This window comes from Lentzea sp. NBRC 102530, from assembly GCF_030269365.1.
Classification (GTDB): Bacteria; Actinomycetota; Actinomycetes; order Mycobacteriales; family Pseudonocardiaceae; genus Lentzea.
Genome location: NZ_BSTF01000004.1, coordinates 523,308 through 544,240 on the forward strand (window position 1 = coordinate 523,308; position 20,933 = coordinate 544,240).

Below are 20,933 nucleotides of genomic sequence, written 5' to 3' on the forward strand. Positions count from 1 at the left end.
ATCTCTGGTTACGCTCTGCGGCGTGGGGGACTTCTACGGGATCGCGGAGATCGCCGACGCCATGGGGCTCAGCCGGCAACTCGTTGCTGTGTGGCGAAAGAGGCGCTCGCACGGCATCCCCGAGCCGGACGCGGAACTCGCGTCCGGCCCGATCTGGCGCCGCGAGACCGTCGAGCCGTGGATCGAACGCACCCGCGGCCGCCTGGGCCTCGCGGGCACGCGCGAGTCCGCGAGCCGGAGCCTGAGGCTGCGCACGTGTCGCCGGGTGCTGCGGCTGGCGGCGTTGATGCTGGAGGAGCCGCAACGGCCGCGCGTGCTCAACGAGGCCGCTGATCAGCTGCGCGACCTGATCCACGAGGTCGACCAGTCCGCGGACGACGTCGTGGGGGCGTTGCTGCGTGAACTCATCGAACCTGTGCGCGACCCCGATGTACCCGCCGAACTGCTGCGGGTGCCGGTCATCGAGTCGTTGCCGCTGGTCACGGCGGTGGCGCGGAACTCGCCGGATTGGTGATGAGCTAACTCAAGACTTCTATATCAAGGAACCTTGCTAAGGGTTCCTTGATACGCGTACCGTGGTGGCATGACGGACGCTCCGATCACCGACCCCAAAGCACTGCGGGCGCTCTCGCACCCGTTCCGGTGGAAGCTGCTCCAGCTGCTGACCGAGGAGGGGCCGCAGACGGCGACCCAGTGCTCCGCCGCGTTGGGGGAGAGCGTCGCGAGCTGCTCGTACCACCTGAACATGCTGTCCAAGTACGGCTTCGTCGCCGAGGTGGAGGGACCCGGCCGGCAGAAGCCCTGGAAGATCGTCCCGAAGCGCCAGTCCATCTCGTCGGAGGGGCTGGAGGGCGAGGCGGCCATGGCGGCCGAAGCGGCGTCGATGGCCTACCTGGACCAGGAGTTCGAGCGCATGCGCACCCGTCTGCGCCAGTACGACCTCCTGCCCGAGGAGTGGCGTCCGGTGGTCGGCACCGAGGGCACGGTCAAGTTCGTCACCGCCGAGGAAGCTCTCGCCCTCGTGGAGGAGCTGCGGACGCTCCTGGACAAGTACGACGAGCGTCGGCTGAACCCTGAGCTGCGGCCGGAAGGGGCCAAGGCGGTCAGGCTCTTCCTCAGCCACACGGTCGCGCCCGAGTAACAACCAACCGAAGGAGATCAGCTGTGTTCTCGCACCACGAAGCGTTTGCTATCGCGAAGTACCGTCAGCAGGACTTCGAGGCCGACGCCGCCGCGCGCCGGCTCGTGCAGAAGTCCGAGGAGGAGGTCGCACCGAAACCCGAACGACGCCGCTTAGGGCTGTTCGTCCGGGTCCGGCACGCCTGAAGGGGTCAGGCCGCGGCTTCGAGCCGCACGATCACCGACTTGGAGGTCGGCGTACCCGAGATGTCCGCCTTGGAGTCCAGCGGCACCAACGGGTTCGCCTCCGGGAAGTACGTCGCCACGCACCCGCGAGCGGTGGAGTAGGAGACGATCCGGAACGACTCGGCGCGGCGTTCGACGACGCCCGTCGGGTCGTCCTTCCACTCCGAGATGATGTTGACCATCTGGCCGTCGGAGAACCCCAGCGCCTTGATGTCGTCGGGGTTCACGAACACCACGCGACGGCCGTCCTTCACGCCGCGGTAGCGGTCGTCCAGGCCGTAGATCGTGGTGTTGTACTGGTCGTGGCTGCGCAGGGTCTGCATCAGCAGGCGGCCTTCGGGGATCTCGATGACCGTCATCTCGTTCGCCGTGAAGTTCGCCTTGCCGGTCGTCGTCGCGAACTCCTGCGAGTCGCGCGGCGGGTGCGGCAGCACGAACCCGTCGGGCTGGCGGACGCGCGTGTTGTAGTCCGTGCAGCCGGGCACGACGGCGGCGATGTGCTCGCGGATGACGTCGTAGTCCTTCTCGAACTCCTCCCACGCCACCGGGTGCGAGTTGCCGAGGGTCTTGCGGGCGAGTCGGCAGACGATCGAGATCTCGGACAGCAGCTGGTCCGACGCGGGCTTGAGGCGGCCCCGCGAGCGGTGCACGACCGACATCGAGTCCTCGACCGTGACGAACTGCTCGCCGGAGTGCTGCACGTCGCTCTCCGTGCGGCCCAAGGCGGGCAGGATGAGCGCCGTCCTGCCGTGGATCACGTGGGAGCGGTTGAGCTTCGTGGAGACGTGCACGGTCAGCGAGCACTGCTGCAGTGCCTTCTCGGTCACCGGGGTGTCCGGGGTGGCGCTGACGAAGTTGCCGCCCATCGCGATGAACACCTTGCCGCGGCCGTGCCGCATGGCGTTGATGGCGTCCACGGTGTCGTAGCCGTGCTTGCGCGGCACGGAGATGCTGAACTCGTTCTCCAGTGCCAGCAGGAACTTCTCCGGCATCTTCTCGTAGATGCCCATCGTGCGGTCGCCCTGCACGTTGGAGTGGCCGCGCACCGGGCACAGGCCCGCGCCCGGCTTGCCGATCATGCCGCGCAGGAACATGACGTTCGCGATCTCGCGGATCGTCGGCACGCTGTGCTTGTGCTGCGTGAGGCCCATGGCCCAGCAGGCGATGGTGGCCTTCGAGTCGACGAACATGCCGGCGACCCTGGTGATCTGCTCGCGGGTCAGGCCGGTCGCGGTGAGCACGCCGTCCCAGTCGAGCTCGCGCAGGCTCGCCGCGTACTCCTCGAAGCCGTGCGTCTTGGCGTCGATGAACGTCTTGTCGACCTTGTCCCACTGCAGCAGCAGGTGCCCGATCGCCTGGAAGAGAGCCTGGTCGCCGCCGACCTTGATCTGCACGAACTCGTCGCACAGCGCGGTGCCCCTGCCGACGACGCCCGCGACGTTCTGCGGGTTCTTGAACCGCATCAGGCCCGCTTCCGGCAGCGGGTTGACGGCGATGATCTTCGCGCCGTTCTTCTTGGCCTCCTCCAGCGCGCTGAGCATGCGCGGGTGGTTCGTGCCGGGGTTCTGGCCGATCACCACGATGAGGTCGGCGAGGTCGAAGTCCTTGATGGAGACCGACCCCTTGCCGATGCCGATCGTTTCGTTCAGCGCCGAGCCGGACGACTCGTGGCACATGTTCGAGCAGTCGGGGAGGTTGTTGGTGCCGAACGAGCGGACCAGCAACTGGTAGAGGAACGCGGCCTCGTTGCTGGTGCGGCCCGAGGTGTAGAAGATCGCCTCGTCCGGGGATGACAACGCTGTCAGCTCGTCGGCGATGAGAGTGAACGCGGCGTCCCAGCTGATCGGTGTGTAATGCGTCGCACCGGGCCGCAGAACCATCGGTTCGGTGAGCCGGCCCTGCTGTCCGAGCCAGTAGTCGGTCTTCGCCTGCATGCTCTCGACGGAGTGCTCGGCGAAGAACTCGGGCCCGATTCGTCGTTTGGTGGCTTCCTCCGCGACGGCCTTCGCGCCGTTCTCGCAGAACTCCGCCATCTTGCGGTGGCCCTGAGGTTCTGGCCACGCGCAACCGGGGCAGTCGAAACCTTCACGCTGGTTGAGCAGTCGCAACGTCTTGACCGTGCGCCCGACACCCATCTGCTCGACCGCGCGGTCGAGCGACACGAGCACACCGGGAATACCCGCTGCCCAGGTCTTGGGGGTGCTGACTTCGAGCGCGGACTCGTCGACGTCGTGCTGCGGGGGCTTGCTGCTCATGCCTCCATTGTTCGCTGATCGACGTCGGCGCCGCCAGCGCCCCCGAAGAACGCGGCGGCGCCGTCGACACGGGCCCCAAGGGGTGTGAACGGTCCGTGACGGCCAATTGTGATCGCCGTCACTCGTGTCCGGCACCTCTGAAAGGGTGATCAACCACAGGTGTTCGGGGTCGGCAGCGGTCCCTCGGCGGAGAAGTAGCGGCGGTCGTCGTCCGCGAGGCCGGTACCGGGCCGCGCCGGTTCGGTGAACTGCGGTGCCAGGAAGCCGTCGCGGGCCGCGCCGCACGCGACCGAGTACTGAAAACCCCTGGCCTCCGAGGGCCAGACCCCGTCCGGCGTGACGGCGTACGACACCTGGTTCCTGCTCGCCACGACCATCTCGCGCTGGTGCCGCAGCTTCGAGGGGTCCGGCGGCGCGAAGGCGTAGGCGAACACGTAGTCGGTGACCACGAGCGGGTGGCCGTCGCGCTCGCTCATCGTCATCCGGCCGCTGGCCTTGACGCCGAGCAGCCGCACACCCGCCTTGATCCGCGTGGACCAGCCGGGGAGGTTGCCCGCGACCTCGGCGCGCACCTGCGGGTCGAGCAGCGCGAGGAACTGCTCCGGGTTGTGCCGCGCGATCATCTCGTGGTCGGTCCTGGACGCGACGAGCGCCTTGCGGACCAGGGCGAACTCACGACTGCCGTCCGGCACGACGATGCCGTCGGCGCCGTCGGGCCACTGCTCGGCCGGGGTGCCGGCGAACGGGACCGCGAGGTTGATCGCGGGGGGCTCGCGCCACGCCGGGTGCAGGGCGACGAGCACGGCGACGATGACGACCAGGGAGAGGGCGGACACCGTCCTGTTCTTCACGCAGAACACCACGTTCGCGGGCCTGCCGGGGTTGCCCGCACCTCTAGCAGGTATCTCGTTTCAAGTCGAGACCCCGCCCTCCGTAGACTTCTCGGCTGTGACTGAACTCGACACCGCAACCCAGCGTCCCGACCTCCCCGCCGCGTGGACTCCGGCGGAGGTAGAGGCGGAGCTGTACCAGCGGTGGGTCGACCGGCGGTACTTCGAGGCGGACGTCAAGAGCGACAAGCCGCCGTTCACGATCGTGCTGCCCCCGCCCAACGTCACCGGCTCGCTGCACATGGGCCACGCCATGAACCACAGCGTGATGGACGCCCTGTCGCGCCGCCGCCGCATGCAGGGCTACGAGGTCCTGTGGCTGCCGGGCATGGACCACGCGGGCATCGCCACGCAGAACGCCGTCGAGCGCGACCTCGCGAAGCAGGGCCTGTCGCGGCAGGACCTCGGGCGCGAGAAGTTCGTCGAGCGCGTCTGGGAGTGGAAAGAGGAGTACGGCGGCAAGATCCTCGACCAGATGAAGCGGCTCGGCGACGGCATCGACTGGTCGCGCGAGCGCTTCACCATGGACGAGGGCCTCTCGCGCGCCGTCCAGACGATCTTCAAGAAGATGTACGACGACGGCCTGATCTACCAGGCCGAGCGGATCATCAACTGGTGCCCGCGCTGCCAGACCGCGTTGTCCGACATCGAGGTCGACCACAGCGAGGACGAGGGCGAGCTCGTCTCGATCCGCTACGGCGACGGGGACGCGTCCATCGTCGTCGCGACCACGCGCGCCGAGACGATGCTGGGTGACACCGCGGTCGCCGTCCACCCGGACGACGAGCGCTACCAGCACCTCATCGGCACCGAGGTCGAGCTGCCGCTGACCGGCCGCCGCATCCCGATCGTCGCGGACGCGCACGTCGACCCGAAGTTCGGCACCGGCGCCGTGAAGGTCACGCCCGCGCACGACCCGAACGACTTCGAGATCGGCCAGCGCCACGGCCTGCCGAACCTCACGATCATGGACGGCCGCGCGGTCATCACCGCGAACGGCCCGTTCCTCGGCCTCGACCGCTTCGAGGCGCGCCCGGCGATCGTCGCCGCGTTGCGCGCGGAGGGCCGGATCGTCGCGGAGAAGCGGCCGTACGTCCACTCCGTCGGGCACTGCTCACGCTGCAACACCGTCGTCGAGCCGCGCCTGTCGCTGCAGTGGTGGGTGAAGGTCGAGTCGATCGCCGCGGCCGCGTCCGCCGCCGTCCGCGACGGCCGCACCAAGATCCACCCGGCCGAGCTGAACAAGCGGTACTTCGACTGGACCGACAACCTGCACGACTGGTGCATCTCGCGCCAGCTGTGGTGGGGCCACCGGATCCCGGTCTACTACGGCCCCAACGGCGAGGTCGTCTGCGTCGGACCGGATGACGAGGTGCCGACCGGTGAGGGCTGGCGCCAGGACGAGGACGTCCTCGACACGTGGTTCTCGTCGGGCCTGTGGCCGTTCTCGACGCTGGGCTGGCCGGAGTCCACCGAGGACCTGAAGAAGTTCTATCCGACCAGCGTTCTGTCCACCGGCTACGACATCCTGTTCTTCTGGGTCGTCCGGATGATGATGTTCGGTCTGTACGCGATGGACGAGGTCCAACCGTTCGACCACGTCTTCCTGCACGGCCTGATCCGGGACCAGTACGGCAAGAAGATGTCGAAGTCCAAGGGCAACGGCATCGACCCGCTCGACTGGATGGAGCGCTACGGCGCGGACGCCACCCGGTTCACGTTGCTGCGCGGCACGAACCCCGGTTCGGACATGGCCGTCGCCGAGGAGTGGGCGGCCGGTTCCCGCAACTTCACCACGAAGCTGTGGAACGCGACGCGGTTCGCGCTGGCCAACGGCGCGACCGTGGCCCGCCCGCTGCCCGCTCGTGACGAGCTGACGGCGGCGGACCGCTGGATCCTGGACGAGCTCGACGCCCTCGTGTCCTCCGTGGACTCGAACTTCGAGGCGTTCCAGTTCTCCCGTGCCTGCGAGGCGCTCTACAGCTTCACCTGGGACGAGTTCTGCGACTGGTACCTGGAGATCGCGAAGGTCCAGATCGCGGACGGCCGCGCCGAGGCCACGCAGTCCGTGCTGGGCCACGTCCTCGACGTCCTGCTGCGCCTGCTGCACCCGTCGATCCCGTTCATCACCGAGACCCTGTGGACGGCGCTGACCGGCGGCGAGTCGCTCGTCGTCGCCGCGTGGCCCGCTGCCTCGGGGGCTGAGCGCGACCTCGAGGCCAAGGCCGAGATCGAGGGCCTGAAGAAGCTCGCGACCGAGATCCGCCGGTTCCGTTCCGAGCAGGGCCTCAAGCCGGGCCAGAAGGTCGCGGGCAAGGTCCGCGGCGCGTGCTGCGTCGGTCTCCTGGACCAGGTCCCGTCGGTGCGGTCGATGACGCGCCTGACCGAGCCGGGCGAGGAGTTCACGGTCTCCGCGACTTTGGAGGTCGGCCTGCCCAAGGGCGCGGTGAAGGTCGAGCTGGACCTGTCCGGCGCGATCGACGTCGCCGCCGAGCGCAAGCGCCTCGCGAAGGACCTCGCGGTGGCGCAGAAGGAGCTCGACGGCACCACGAAGAAGCTGGGCAACGAGGCGTTCCTCGCCAAGGCGCCGGCCGACGTCCGCGCCAAGATCGAGGAGCGCAAGGCCACCGCCGAGTCCGAGATCACCCGCATCAACGAGCGCCTGGCCGCGCTCCCGGAGGCGTAAGCACCGTGGAGAACAACCTCGACGAGTTCCTCGACGTCGAGAACGAGCTCAACCAGCGGTGGCCCGAGACGAAGCTCGAGCCGTCGCTGGAGCGGATCAAGGCGCTCGCCCACGTGCTGGGCGACCCGCAGACGTCGTACCCGGTCGTGCAGCTGACGGGCACGAACGGCAAGACGTCGACGTCGCGCATGGTCGATGCGCTCTTCACGCGCATCGGCCTGCGCACGGGCCGGTTCACGAGCCCGCACCTGCAGCTCGCGACCGAACGCATCAGCCTCGACAACCAGCCGATCAGCCCCGAGCGCTACGTCGAGGTCTACCGCGACATCGAGCCGTACATCGCGATGGTCGACAGCCAGTCCGAGATCCGGATGAGCAAGTTCGAGGTGCTCACCGGCATGGCCTACGCGGCCTTCGCGGAGGCCCCGGCGGACGTCGCCGTCGTCGAGGTCGGCATGGGCGGCACGTGGGACGCGACGTCCATCGTGGACGCGCAGGTCGCCGTCCTGACCCCGATCGGCGTGGACCACACCGAGTACCTCGGCAACCGTCCCGAGGACATCGCGGTCGAGAAGTCCGGCATCATCAAGCCGGGCTCGGTCGCGATCATCGGCGAGCAGTCCGCCGAGGTCATGAAGGTGATCCTGACGCGCGTGGCCGAGGTCGACGCCACCGTCGCCCGCTTCGGCAGCGAGTTCGGCGTCATCTCCCGCGCCGTCGCGGTCGGCGGCCAGATGATCACGCTGCAGGGCCTCAGCGGCGTCTACGAGGACATCTTCCTGCCCCTGCACGGCGAACACCAGGCAGCGAACGCGGCCATCGCACTCGCCGCCGTCGAGGCCTTCTTCGGCGCGGGCCCCGACCGCCAGATCAACATCGACTTCGTCCGCGAGGGCTTCGCGTCCGTCATCACGCCGGGCCGCCTGGAACGAGTCCGCAGCGCCCCCAACGTCTTCGTGGACGCGGCCCACAACCCGCACGGCGCTGCAGCGCTGGCTCGCGCGCTGGAATCCGAGTTCGGCTTCCGCAAACTGGTCGCCGTCGTGGCCGTGATGTCCGACAAGGACGCCGAGGGCATCCTCGCGGCCTTGGAACCGGTCGTGCAGGAACTGGTGATCACCACCAACTCCTCCCCTCGAGCAATGGACCCGGACGTCTTGGCGGGCCTGGCCGTCCCGATCTTCGGCGAGGACCGCTTCGAGGTCCGCCCGCGCCTCGTCGACGCCATCGAGGAAGCCATCCACCTCACCGAGGACGAACAGTCCGGCGGCGGCATCATCGTCACCGGCTCCGTCGTCACCGCGGGCGAGGCCCGCGCGCTGTTCGGGAAGGAACCGGCATGACCGCCCCGGCCCCGCTGAAGAAAGACCCGATGAAGGCGTTCCGCGGCATCATGGCCGGAACCCTCATCCTCGAAGTGATCGTCGTGGCCCTGGCCCTCCCGGTCATCGCCAAACTGCACGGCGGCGTCGGCTCCCTGGTCGGCGGCGTGGCGTTCGGCTTCATCGTGGTCTTCATCGCCATGTGCGCCTTCGTCCGCCGGCCCTGGGCCATTCCCGCCGTCGTGGGTCTGCACGTCCTGCTGATCGCCACCTGGCTGCTGCTGCCGGCGATGGGCGTGATCGGCGTGATCTTCGGCCTCGTCTGGGTCTACATGCTCTGGCTGCGCAAGGACCTGCTGAAGCGCATGGCGGAGGGCCGCCTCCCGGCCCAGCAGGCAGCTCAGAAGGCCGAACAGCAGAACGACGCAGCGGCTTCCTGACGCAATCGGGTGAAGGCGCTCGCACAATTCGGAAAGACTATTTGCGGTGCCGTCGAATAGCTCGAGCTAAGGGCGGCGTCGAAGTACGTACCCTTGCTTGTCGCAATGCAACTACACTTCCGCCTTGTTCACCCGATCGTGCTTTGAATCCGGGACGGGTCCCGCCACCTGGCGCTATGCTGATCGGCGCACGATTCTGCACGGGGGAGGGCACTGGGGATGAGCGGTACCAAGGTTGATCTCGAGACGCTTCGCGCTGCCATCAAGGAGTACGAGTCGATCTACGCCGACCTCTTGAAGGCGCACGACGCAGGCAACATGCTGGTGGCGATTCAGCCTGCCGGCCTGGACAGGCCGAGTGGTGTCTACAACAACTGGGCCGTGACCGCTGGCGCGGCGCACCAGACGTCGAACGAGCAGTTGCAGGAAACCTTGAAGACGCGGATCAAGAACCTCAAGGCAACGCTCGCCCAGTACGAGCAGACCGAACAAGAGAACGCCCGCAAGGTCAGCGGATGATCCGCCGAACCCAGCAGCAGGCCGACCACCAAAGCCGAAGGACTGAGTTGTTGCGCATCCGAACCGCCGTCGTCGGCGCTGCCGCACTTGTTCTGCTGGTGGGATGCGGCACAAGCGGTGGCACCAGCGGCACGCCGACCACTGCCTCGCAGCCGACCAGCACGAGCAACAGTGCAGGCGCGCCGAAGATCTCGAACCCGATCGATGTGAAGGTCGCCGAGGCCGATCCGTGCGGGGTGGTCACCGCGACGCAGCTGCAGACGTTCGGCCTCCCCGGGGTCGTGGGCTCGCTGAACACGACGTCCGCAGGAGCGGGGTGCCTGTGGCCCGGCACCTTCACCGAGGCGGAGATGGCGCCCGGCATGATCATTTCCCCGGCCGGTACCAGCTTGGAGTCCCTCTACGCGAAGAAGGACGCGACGTATCCGGTGTTCGAGCCGCTGGAGGTCCAGGGGTACCCCGCGGCCATTGCGCTCGTCGTGGACCAGCGCAAGAAGGGCAACTGCGAGCTGTTCGTCGGTGTCTCGGAGGATCGGGTGATCATGTTCTCCCTTCAGAGCGAAGAGAAGAGCAAGTACTTCGCCGACCCGTGCGCCGGCGCCACTGAGTTCGCGAATCTGGGAATGACCACCATCAAGGCAGGTGCGAAATGACACGACCCGCGCCCAGCTGTTTTTCTGAGGACACCTCGCGAGCTGAAGGCTTCTCCGGAGCCGAGATCTACGCGCAGATGCACGGTGGCAAGGGCACTGGTACGGCGCAGATCGCTGCGGACAAGGCCAAGGAGCTCGAGAAGAGTTACGTCCTCATCGAGTCGAGGCTCAAAAAGGTCGGCGAAACCCTGGGCGAGGCCTGGACCGGCGCCAGTGCGGACGCCGCGCAGGCCGCAGCCAACCCGATCAACCAGGCCATGATCCAGATGCAGGACGCGCTGCGGCAGGCCGACCACTCGATCTCGAACCAGGTCTACCAATTCAACCACAACAAGGGTCAGCTCAAGAACATGCCGGCCTCCAAGCCGGACACGAACCTGTACGACGACCTGACCCCGTGGGACACGGACACCGAAGACAAGATCAACGCTTACAACAAGGAAGAAGAGTACAACCGCAACGTCTACCGGGAGTTCCAGAGCGCGAGCAACACCAACCGCGGTGAGCTTCCCAAGGAATTCCCGGGCGTTGTCGCTGACACGCTGAACGTCGAGGTCATCAAAGAGAACGGTGGCGGCGACGACGACAAGAAGTGGAACAAGAACGTCGATCAGACGCGGTCTTCCACTTCGTCGACCAGTTCCACCACTAGCACGCAGAGCACGATCGGCACGGGCTGGACGGTTCCCACCACCAACGGGGACAACACCAACACGAGCTGGGTCGACAACACGAACCCGAGCAACACCAACAACACCGGCCGGCCGATCGTCGACAACCTGACCGGCAAGCCGCCGGTCGGCAGCGTCATCGACCGCCCGCCGACAACGGGTCTCCCGCCCGTCGGCGTGCCGGTGCGCCCGAACATCGGCGGCCCGAACGGGACCGGTGGCGGTCGTGGCACCGGTGGGCCCGGTGGTGCGGGCGGCGGCCGCTTCGGTGGTGGTGGCGGTGCCGGTGGCATGGGTGGTGGCGCCGGCAAGTTCGGTGGCGCCGGCGGCATCGGCGGCGGCATGGGCAGTGCCGGCTCGGCTGGTTCGGCTGGGCAGCAGCCTGGTGGCAAGGCCGGGGTGTTCGGTGGCATGGGCGAGACGGCGGCCGGTGGTGGTGCCCGTGGTGGCGCTGCCGGTGCGGCTGGTCGCGCGGGTGCCGCCGGTATGGGCGGGATGGGTGGTCACGGGGCCAAGGGCCAGGGCGAGGACGACCTGGAGCACAAGAGCGCCGACTACCTCATCACCGAGGAGAACACGAACGAGATCATCGGTGACATGCCGATGGTCGCACCGCCGACGATCGGGGGGTGACGTGCTGCGGTCGTCCATCCAACTGTCCGACCTCGCCTTCGACGTGCTGTGGAAGCAGGAGAAGCTCGGGGAGTACCACCCGGCGCTGAGTGTCGCCTCGCCCGGCGAGACCGAGGACGAACGCGTGCTCATCGAGCGTGACGTCATCGGGGAGTTGCGGCGGGTCGGGCTCGACCACCCGGACGTCCGGGGCACCTTGCACCTGATCGCCAAGGCCGAGCACGACTACTCGGCGTGGATCGCGGTGACGCCGAACGAGACCCGGCCCGTGGTCGTCGCGGCGAACTCGCAGCACGGGGTGCTCGCCGTGCACGACAACGGGTTCGTGCAGTTGCACCCGATCCGGCCGGAGAACGCGCCCGAGGTGCTCGCCATGCAGTTGCCGGACGTGCCGGCGGGTCGTGGGGCTTCGATCAACGTGCACGCCAGCGAGATCAACGTGCACCAGCCCGGCAAGGCGTCGCCCTCGATCTCGTTGCGGCAGTTGCTCGCGCAGCCCCGCAAGGGCACGGCGAAGCTGTACGCGGCCAGGCGCGACGGGGAGAGCAGGCAGCGCGCCAAGACGTTCCTCACCACGATCGACTTCGAGGACGGGCGCTGGCTCGTGGTCAAGTACACCGACCAGAACCACCAGACGTGGGTGCACGCGACGCCGGCGTCGCGGCAGATCATCACCGACTGGCTCAAGCGCCTGACGTAGAACGGATTTACCGCCCCATAACCGGACTGCCGCAGCGTCGCGGCTGTGAGAAAGCCACTTGCCCTCGCCGCCGCACTGGCCGCGACGCTGCTGTCCGTCACCACGGGTACCGCCCACGCCGAGACCGTCCCCGGTTGCCCGACCGCCAAGCAGATCGGCACGACCGGGTACGTCCTGCACAAGGGCGAGAAGATCGCCTCCGTCAAGCAGTTCGCCGGGTGCGGCAAGAACGTCGCCTACACCTGGGTCTGGGACTCCTACGCCAAGAACAACTCCTTCCGCGTCACCAACTGGATCGCGGTGATCGACGGCACCGAGGAGTACCCCGGCAGCGAGTCCCGCAGCGGCACCAGGCAGGAGCTCTGGGGTGCGCCGGCGGCCACGCTCAAGCAGTGCACGCGCGCCGTCGCGAGCGTCACTGTGCCCGGCGGGACCTACGTCTCCGGCTGGACGGACCTGCGCTGCTGAAGTTCACCTCGGGTTCGGTCCCCGGTCAGAACCGGCGACTAGAAACCGCGCATGACCTTCGACCGTCGTACGTTGTTCAAGGCAGGCGCACTCGGCACGGCCGCCGCGCTGGTGCCGGGTGGCGTCAGCCTCGCCAGGTCCGACCGTCCGATCCTCACCCACGGCGTGCAGTCCGGCGACGTCACCTGGGACGGCGGCATCGTGTGGACGCGCGCCGACCGGCCCTCGCGGATGCTCGTCGAGGTGTCGAACGACCCGGAGTTCCGGGTCTGCCGCCGGGTTCGCGGGCCGTTGCTCACGCCGGAGACCGGGGGCACGGGCCAGGTGCGCCTGAACGGCCTGTTGCCCGGCCGCACCGCCTACTACCGCGTCACCGCCGAGGACCTGCACGGCCGCAGCGTCAGCGCACCGATCACGGGCAGCTTCTCCACCGCCCCCGTCGGCCGCGACGACGTCAGCTTCGTCTGGTCCGGTGACGTCGCGGGCCAGGGCTGGGGCATCAACCCCGACATCGGCGGCATGCCGATCTTCCGGGCGATGGCCGACCGCAGGCCCGACTTCTTCATCCACAGCGGCGACAGCGTCTACTCCGACAACCCGATGCAGGCGAGCGTCACGCTCCCGGACGGCCGGATCTGGCGGAACCTGGTCACGCCCGAGAAGTCCAAAGTGGCCGAAACGCTCGACGAGTACCGCGGCCAGTTCGCCTACAACTTCCTCGACGACAACGTGAAGCGCTTCGCCGCCCAGGTGCCCACCTTCGCGCAGTGGGACGACCACGAGGTCACGAACAACTGGTACCCCGGCGAGATCCTGGATCTGCCGCAGTACACCGAGAAGCGTGTGGACGTCTTGGCGCAACGGGCTTTCCAGGCGTTCCACGAGTGGATGCCGCTCGACCGGAAGCGCGCCGTGGACGGCCGCGTCTACCGGAAGTTCGCCTATGGCCGCAACGTCGAGATCTTCGTGCTCGACATGCGCACCTACAAGGACAAGAACACCTCCCCGAAGGACCAGCCCGGCGTCATCCTGGGCGCCAGGCAGGCGAAGTGGTTGGTAGACGGCCTCGACCGCAGCACCGCCACCTGGAAGATCATCGCTGCGGATCTGCCGATCGGTTTGACCGTACCGGACGGCACCGACGTCGAAGGCGTGGCGAACGGCCTGCCCGGCGCCCCCAACGGCCGCGAGCACGAGATCGCCTGGGTGCTGCGGGAACTCAAGAAGCGCAAAGTCAAGAACACCGTGTGGCTCACGGCGGACGTCCACTACACCGCCGCCCACCACTACTCACCCGATCGGGCGGCGGTCGGCGACTTCGACCCGTTCTGGGAGTTCGTGTCCGGCCCGTTGCACTCCGGCGCGTTCGGTCCCAACACGCTCGACCCGACGTTCGGCCCGCAGGCCGTGTTCGTGCACGCCCCGCCCGCCGCCAACACCACGCCGCTGGACAACTTCCAGCACTTCGGCGAGGTCAAGGCGACGCGGCACGAGCTCACGGTGTGGCTGCGCGACGCGACAGGCGCCTCGCTCTGGAGCAAAACGCTCAGGGCTTCCTGACCGGAGACGTAGTGTCGACGGGTGCCCATCTCGTTCGACACCACCGGCTTCCGCCAGCTCGACCAGAACACCTGGCAGCACCAGAGCGGTGACCAGGCCCGACTGACCTACTACGGCCTGGTCCCCGACCTGCCCGCCGGCCTGGACGACCTGCCGAAGCTCAGGCACGACCTCGCGCTCGTCCACGGCGAGACCGGCTGCCTGATCGAGGCGCACGTCGTCCAGCTCGGGGGAACGCAGGCGCTGCTGCGGATCATCAAGATGCCGCTGCCGAACCAGCCCAACGGCCAGGTGTTCGTCGCCTCCTTCACCATCCCGAAGGAGGCCAGCAGTGCCGTGCTGCAACTCGGCGCGGTCGAACGCGGCATGACGGGCACGCGCGAGGCCGTGCTCGCGGCCGAGATCGGGTTCGAGAACTGGGCCATGCAGCACCCGTACGCGCCCGAGCTGCAAGGCGTCCTGCCGTTCCACGCGGGCGATGACCCACGCCACGACGCACGGTTCCCCGACCACCCGTTGACCCGTGTGCGCGCGTGGGCCCATCACGTCGTGCGCACCGCACGGGTCGATCCGGGGTTCGCCTCGCTGCCGCCGTTCCGCGCTCAGCCCCCGAAACCCCCGATCGAGCCCGGCCAGAGCCTCGTCACGGCGATGCCGAGCCTCCCGGTCCGGGACTTCGTCGGCCTGCGCGTCGGCGAGCAGACCACGTTCTGGCGCGTCACCGACCCGAAGCTGCACGAGATGCTCGGCCGCGGCCTCATGGGGCGGTCGCCGCTCGCCGAGACCCGCTTCCGCGACATGCTCATGATCGACGTCGAGACCGGCGACGCGATGATCCCCGACCGCTTCACCACCAACGGCCAGATGACCGCGCACAGCACCCGCCTGCAGCAGGTCACCCTCCGGGAGGCGGACGCGGAGCTCTCCGACGACGACGTCATGAACGCCTTCAAGTGGGCGGGCCGGATGGCGGGCGAGGCGGCCGGACGCGGTGAGTTCCTGTCCCTGGAGCCGATCGAGAACGACGGCGAGCAGGCCGAGCCACACGTTCTGCTCGCTGTGCAGCAGCACGAGGGCCGGCAGGTGGTGATCGCCCAGTTCGCCCCGGCTCCCACCGAGGGACCGCTCGCGGGATCGACGAGCCGCAACGCCCCGGCGACGGCCGAGTCGGTCGAGGGCATCGGCGTGATCGCGGGCCTGGCGGTCAACGAGTGGCGCTCACATCCGTTGCGGATGGCGATCACCTACCGGCGAGCGGCAGGCTGACTGCAAATATTTGCAGGACCCGACGTATTGTTTCCTGCTGTTTGTCGTGGTTTCGTGCAGCAACCCTGCAAGAAGTTGCGACAAGGAGGTCGCGATGCGTCGGGTCGTCGCCGCGCTCGCTGCACTGGTTCTCATCCCCCTCACGCCGGTCCAGGCCGTTGCCGCTCCACCGCAACGTCTTGCCGTGGGCGAGGTGGTGGACATAGCGCCGGGGGTGCGAGATGGGGACGCGAGGCTCGCGTTGCCCCCGAAGCGCGACGACCTGCGGGGCGAGCGCTTCTACTTCGTGATGCCCGACCGGTTCGCGAACGGCGACCCGTCGAACGACCGGGGCCGCAGCAAGGCCGCCGAGCACGGCTTCAACCCCGCTGACAAGGGCTTCTACCACGGCGGTGACCTCAAGGGGCTGCGTCAGAAGCTCGACTACCTCGACGGCATGGGCATCACGGCGATCTGGATGACGCCGATGTTCCTCAACCGCTGGGTGCAGGGCGACAGCGCGGGCTACCACGGCTACTGGACGCTCGACTTCACGAAGCTCGACCCGCACTTCGGCACCACGCAGGAGATGCGCGACCTGATCAGGGACGCGCACCGGCGGGGCATCAAGGTCTTCTTCGACATCGTCGCGAACCACACCGCCGACGTGATCAAGTACGAGGAGGGCAGGACCCAGTACGTCTCCACGGGCGCCCAGCCGTACCTGGACGCGTCCGGCAAGCCCTTCGACATCGCCGACCACGCGGGCAAGAAGGACTTCCCGAAGCTCGACGCGCAGAAGTCGTTCCCGTACACCCCGGTGAAGGACGGCCCGACGAAGTACCCGTTGTGGCTCAACGACTCCACGCTCTACCACAACCGCGGCGACTCGACGTTCTCCGGCGAGTCGAGCGAGCAGGGTGACTTCTCCGGCCTCGACGACCTGATGACCGAGCACCCGCGCGTGGTCAACGGCATGAAGGACATCTTCACCAGCTGGATCGACACGCTCGACATCGACGGCTACCGCGTCGACACGGTCAAGCACGTGAACCTGGAGTTCTGGCAGGCCCTCGCGCCGCATGTGAAGCAGTACGCGAACCGCAAGGGCAAGAAGGACTTCTTCGTGTTCGGTGAGGTCTTCGACTCCTCGCCCGAGAACACCTCGAAGTACACGACCGACGGCCGCATGCAGGCCACGCTCGACTTCCCGTTCCAGAGCAGCGCGCTGAACTTCCTGTCCGGCAAGGGTTCCCAACGCCTCGGTGAGGTGCTGCTCGACGACGACCGCTACACCGACGCCGACTCCAACGCCTCGTCGCTGCCCACGTTCCTGGGCAACCACGACATGGGCCGCATCGCGTGGATGATCCGCAACGACCGCCCGGGCATCACGGACGCGGAGCTGCTGGAACGCCTCAAGCTCGGCAACCAGCTCATGTACCTGTGGCGCGGCAACCCGGTCGTCTACTACGGCGACGAGCAGGGCTTCGCGGGCACCGGCGGCGACAAGCTCGCACGTCAGGACATGTTCGCGTCCAAGACGCCGGAGTACGCGGCGGAGAAGCTCATCGGCTCCGACCGCACCGGCGCGGTGGACAACTTCAACACCGCGCACCCGCTGTACCAGCAGCTCAAGGCGTTGGCGGCACAGGTCGACAAGGATCCCGTGTGGCGCGACGGCAACCAGGTGCTGCGGTACGCCGAGGGCGACGTGTTCGCGTTCAGCCGCATCCTGGGCCGGGAACACCTCGTCGTCGCCAACGCGGGCACCGCACCCGCGACCGTGACCGTGCCCGTGTCGTCGGCCGGCTTCGAGAACGCCCAGGTGCAGAACGGCCGCGTCACGGTGACCGTGCCCGCGCTGTCGACGTTGGTGCTCAAGGGAACCAGCGACGTCGCCAAGTCGAAGCCGTCGCCCGTCCTGGTCGCGCCCGCCGCCGGCACCGTGCTCGACGAGCGCGTCGAACTGCGCGCGGACGGCATCGGCGCGCCCAACGCGGCCGCCACGTTCGCGGCACGGGTCGAAGGCACGCGGGACTGGACCGTCCTCGGCACCGACGACGCCGCGCCGTACCGCGTCTTCGCTGACCTGTCGGCGCTTCCGGGTGCCGCGGTCGGCAAGCGCGTCGAACTGCGCGTGGTCGCGAAGTCCGGCGAGATCGGCGCGGACGGCGCGTTCGTGTCGCTGGTCGCCGCGCCGCCGTTGCCGGACCCCGGCACGAAGAACCCCGACTGGCTGGTCGTGCACTACGCGCGCGACAGCTACGACGGGTGGGGCCTGCACGTCTGGGGTGACGTGGAGACGCCGACCGAGTGGAACGCCCCGCTGCCGTTCGCGGGGGAGGACGCCTACGGGCGGTTCGCCTGGGTGAAGCTGAAGCCGGGCGCCAAGTCCGTCGGGATCATCGCGCACAAGGGCGACGAGAAGGACACGTCCGTCGACCGGTTCGTGGACCCGAGCGTCACGCCGGAGATCTGGCTGGAGCAGGGCGATCCGGCCGCGCACCCGTCCGAGCAGGCGGCCACCGGCAAGGCGGTCGTGCACTACGTCGGTGACGCCGCCGGGGCGTTCGTGCGCGTCGCCGGACGCGGGGACGTGCCGTTCACCGACGGCATCGCGGAACTGTCGCCCACCACGGACTTCTCCGTCGTCCGCGGCACCACCGTCGAGGCGTCGGGCAAGTTCACCAGCGGCCACGCGTGGGTCGCGAACGGCAAGGTGCACGCGACGAAGGCCGCCGCCGAGAACCGCGCGGTGATCCACTACAACCGCGCGGACGGCGACTACACCGACTGGACGATGTACCACTGGACCGGCTCCGCCGAGCCGTCGCCGGGCTGGAACCAGTCACGCGTACCGGACGGCGCGGATGCCTACGGCGTCTACTGGTCGGTGCCGCTCGCGGCCGGCGCGGCGGGCCTGAGCTACATCATCCACCGCGGCGACGCCAAGGACCCCGGCCCCGACCAGTTCCTCGACCTGGGGCAGAAGGGCAACGAGGTGTGGCAGTTGCAGGGCGACGAGACCTACCTGCTGCCGCCGAACGCCGGTCCGGCCGCCGATGACGACCTGACCAAGGCCAAGGCGATCTGGATCTCCAAGGACAAGGTCGTCTGGGACGTGCCCTCGGTGCAGTCCGACGGCTACCGGCTCGAGTACGGCACGAAGGTGCTGCGCCTGTCGCCCACGGCCGAGGAGGTGCCGGCGCGGTTCCCGCACCTGAAGGGCAAGCCGGTGTTCGCCGTGCGCGGGTTCGTCGACGAGGCGTTGCGGGACAAGCTCTCCGCCGTGCACGTCGACGCGGGCGGGGCGATCCGGCACCGCACGAGCGTGCAGATCGCGGGGGTGCTGGACGACCGCTACGCCGCTGCCGCGACGAAACTGACGTTCGGCCCGGCGTTCGACCACGACCGCGCGTCGGTCCGGTTGTGGGCGCCGACGGCGTCCAACGTCAAGCTGCGGATCTTCGACCAGCCCTCCGGTGAGCCCAGGAAGGTCGTGCAGCTCAAGCGTGACGACGCCTCGGGCTCGTGGACCGGCACCGGTGCCTGGAAGAACAAGTACTACCAGTTCGAGGTCACCAACTGGCAGCGCACGGTCGTGGTCACCGACCCGTACTCGGTGGCGTTGTCGGTGAACTCGACGCACTCGCAGTTCGCCGACCTCAAGGACAGCCGCACGATGCCCGCCGGGTGGGCGAAGGACGTCGCGAAGGGCATGGGTGGCGCGATCACCGAACTGCACGTGCGCGACTTCTCGATCAACGACCAGTCCGTGCCTGCGGCCGATCGCGGCACCTACAAGGCGTTCACCCACCGCGACTCGACCGGCATGAAGCACCTGAAGACGCTGGCCGCGGCGGGCATGGACACCGTGCACCTGCTGCCGACGTTCGACATCGCGACGATCCCCGAGAAGCGGTCCGACCAGGCCACTCCCGCGTGTGACCTCCCGTCGCTGCCGGCGGATTCCGACCAGCAGCAGGCCTGCGTGGGCGCGGTCGCGGCCAAGGACGGCTTCAACTGGGGCTACGACCCGTTCCACTACGACGTGCCCGAGGGCTCTTACGCCACGGCCGACGCACAGAACGGCGCTGCCCGGTCGAAGCAGTACCGCGAGATGGTGAAGTCATTGCACGACAACGGCAACCGTGTGGTGGTGGACGTCGTCTACAACCACACGGCGGCGTTCGGCGACGCACCGACGTCCGTGCTGGACAAGGTCGTGCCCGGCTACTACCAGCGGCTCAACCTCGACGGCTCGGTCGCCAACTCCACGTGCTGCGCGAACACGGCCACCGAGAACGCCATGATGGGCAAGCTCGTCGTGGACTCGGTCGTGCGGTGGGCGAAGAACTACAAGGTCGACGGGTTCCGGTTCGACCTGATGGGCCACCACCCGAAGGCGAACATCCTCGCCGTGCGGGCGGCGCTGGACGCGTTGACCGTGGAACGCGACGGCGTCGACGGCCGCAAGATCGGCGTCTACGGCGAGGGCTGGGACTTCGGCGAGGTCGCCGGGAACGCCCGGTTCGAGCAGGCCACGCAGGCCAACATGGCCGGGACCGGCATCGGCACGTTCAGCGACCGGCTGCGCGACGCCGTGCGCGGCGGCGGGCCGTTCGACGACGACCCGCGCGTGCAGGGCATCGGCTCCGGGCTGGCCGGGGACGTGAACTCCTCGCCCGCCAACGGGAACGTCGCCCAGCGCCTGGAGAACTACAGCGACCTGGTGAAGCTGGGCATGGCGGGCAACATGGCCTCCTACCGCTTCCAGTCGACGGCCGGGCCCGTGGTCGCCGGTCGCGACGTGCAGTACAACGGCTCACCCGCCGGGTACACCGGGCAGCCGTTGGAGGCCATCACGTACGTCGACGCGCACGACAACGAGGCGTTGTTCGACGCGTTGATGTTCAAGCTGAAGCCCGAGACGTCGATGGCCGACCGGGTGAAGATGCAGACGGTGTCGCTGGCGCCGGCGTTGCTGGGGCAGGGGCGGCCGTTCGTCCACGCGGGCACCGAGTTCCTGCGGTCGAAGTCGTTGGACCGCAACAGCTACGACTCGGGTGACTGGTTCAACGCCTACGACCCGTCGTTGCGCGACAACGGGTTCGGGCGCGGGTTGCCGCCCAAGGCCGACAACGAGGCGAAGTGGCCGTACGCGAAACCGTTGCTGGGCCTGGCCAAGCCGTCGTCCTCGGACATGAAGGCCTCGCTGCACGCGACGCTGGAGCTGCTGCGGATCCGTCAGACGTCCCCGTTGTTCTCGCTGGGGTCGGCGGACCTGGTGCAGCAGAAGGTGTCGTTCCCGGCGGCCACCTCCGGCGTGATCGTCATGCACGTCGACGACACGGTCGGGCCGGACGTGGACCCGGCGCGGCGCGGGGTGGTCGTGGTCATCAACCCGTACCCGACGGACCAGGCCGTGACGTTGCCCGCGGGTGACTGGAAGGCGCTGACGAAGGAGAAGAAGGCGGGTGCGGCGCGGTCGGTGGTCGTGCTGGAGCGATAGTTCCGCTGAGA

General features: G+C 68.3%; 16 protein-coding genes. 14 read left to right on the plus strand and 2 right to left on the minus strand.

Annotated features, from left to right (window positions below):
- The first annotated feature begins 22 nt into the window (after window positions 1-22).
- The 3 genes from QSK25_RS13950 to QSK25_RS13960 all read left to right on the plus strand — a co-directional run bounded on the left by QSK25_RS13950 (window position 23) and on the right by QSK25_RS13960 (window position 1,326).
- Complete coding sequence (locus tag QSK25_RS13950; RefSeq protein WP_089922227.1) at window positions 23-514, plus strand: hypothetical protein; 492 nt, start codon at window positions 23-25, stop codon at window positions 512-514.
- Window positions 515-583: 69 nt separating this feature from the next.
- Complete coding sequence (locus QSK25_RS13955; RefSeq protein WP_285638621.1) at window positions 584-1,141, plus strand: winged helix-turn-helix domain-containing protein; 558 nt, start codon at window positions 584-586, stop codon at window positions 1,139-1,141.
- A 23-nt stretch (window positions 1,142-1,164) separates the two neighbouring features.
- Window positions 1,165-1,326, plus strand: coding sequence for a hypothetical protein (locus QSK25_RS13960; RefSeq protein WP_285638622.1), 162 nt, complete (start codon window positions 1,165-1,167; stop codon window positions 1,324-1,326).
- Between the two features lie 5 nt (window positions 1,327-1,331).
- On the opposite strand, the gene QSK25_RS13965 is transcribed toward QSK25_RS13960, so the two are convergent.
- Entirely contained in the window at window positions 1,332-3,620 is a 2,289-nt protein-coding gene (locus tag QSK25_RS13965) for an FdhF/YdeP family oxidoreductase (protein ID WP_285638623.1), read from the minus strand.
- Between the two features lie 149 nt (window positions 3,621-3,769).
- Window positions 3,770-4,471, minus strand: a complete 702-nt coding sequence (locus QSK25_RS13970) for a hypothetical protein (protein WP_285638624.1) — start codon at window positions 4,469-4,471, stop codon at window positions 3,770-3,772.
- A 97-nt stretch (window positions 4,472-4,568) separates the two neighbouring features.
- On the opposite strand from QSK25_RS13970, the gene QSK25_RS13975 reads away from it, so the two are divergent.
- From QSK25_RS13975 to pulA, 11 genes are all read left to right on the plus strand, one after another.
- Window positions 4,569-7,196: a valine--tRNA ligase gene (locus tag QSK25_RS13975; protein ID WP_285638625.1), complete on the plus strand. Its 2,628-nt coding sequence runs from the start codon at window positions 4,569-4,571 to the stop codon at window positions 7,194-7,196.
- 5 nt (window positions 7,197-7,201) lie between these two features.
- The gene (gene folC, locus QSK25_RS13980) at window positions 7,202-8,539 is read left to right on the plus strand and encodes a bifunctional tetrahydrofolate synthase/dihydrofolate synthase (protein WP_285638626.1); all 1,338 of its coding nucleotides are present in this window, start codon (window positions 7,202-7,204) and stop codon (window positions 8,537-8,539) included.
- Window positions 8,536-8,958 (plus strand): DUF4233 domain-containing protein, encoded by a 423-nt coding sequence (locus QSK25_RS13985; protein ID WP_285638627.1) that lies wholly within the window; start codon window positions 8,536-8,538, stop codon window positions 8,956-8,958. The genes folC and QSK25_RS13985 overlap by 4 nt, the downstream gene beginning before the upstream one ends.
- 219 nt (window positions 8,959-9,177) lie before the next feature.
- Window positions 9,178-9,477, plus strand: a complete 300-nt coding sequence (locus QSK25_RS13990) for a PE domain-containing protein (protein WP_285638628.1) — start codon at window positions 9,178-9,180, stop codon at window positions 9,475-9,477.
- Window positions 9,474-10,130: a DUF3558 domain-containing protein gene (locus QSK25_RS13995; RefSeq protein WP_285638629.1), complete on the plus strand. Its 657-nt coding sequence runs from the start codon at window positions 9,474-9,476 to the stop codon at window positions 10,128-10,130. Before QSK25_RS13990 ends, QSK25_RS13995 begins: the two co-directional genes overlap by 4 nt.
- The gene (locus QSK25_RS14000; RefSeq protein WP_285638630.1) at window positions 10,127-11,434 is read left to right on the plus strand and encodes a hypothetical protein; all 1,308 of its coding nucleotides are present in this window, start codon (window positions 10,127-10,129) and stop codon (window positions 11,432-11,434) included. The genes QSK25_RS13995 and QSK25_RS14000 overlap by 4 nt, the downstream gene beginning before the upstream one ends.
- 1 nt (window position 11,435) lies before the next feature.
- Window positions 11,436-12,134 (plus strand): ESX secretion-associated protein EspG, encoded by a 699-nt coding sequence (locus QSK25_RS14005; protein ID WP_285638631.1) that lies wholly within the window; start codon window positions 11,436-11,438, stop codon window positions 12,132-12,134.
- A 45-nt stretch (window positions 12,135-12,179) separates the two neighbouring features.
- On the plus strand, window positions 12,180-12,602 hold the full coding sequence (locus QSK25_RS14010) for a hypothetical protein (RefSeq protein ID WP_285638632.1): 423 nt from the start codon (window positions 12,180-12,182) through the stop codon (window positions 12,600-12,602).
- Between the two features lie 51 nt (window positions 12,603-12,653).
- Window positions 12,654-14,162, plus strand: coding sequence for an alkaline phosphatase D family protein (locus tag QSK25_RS14015; RefSeq protein WP_285638633.1), 1,509 nt, complete (start codon window positions 12,654-12,656; stop codon window positions 14,160-14,162).
- A gap of 21 nt (window positions 14,163-14,183) precedes the next feature.
- Entirely contained in the window at window positions 14,184-15,428 is a 1,245-nt protein-coding gene (locus tag QSK25_RS14020; RefSeq protein ID WP_285638634.1) for a hypothetical protein, read from the plus strand.
- A 94-nt stretch (window positions 15,429-15,522) separates the two neighbouring features.
- The gene (gene pulA, locus QSK25_RS14025) at window positions 15,523-20,922 is read left to right on the plus strand and encodes a pullulanase-type alpha-1,6-glucosidase (protein ID WP_285638635.1); all 5,400 of its coding nucleotides are present in this window, start codon (window positions 15,523-15,525) and stop codon (window positions 20,920-20,922) included.
- Window positions 20,923-20,933 lie beyond the last annotated feature (11 nt).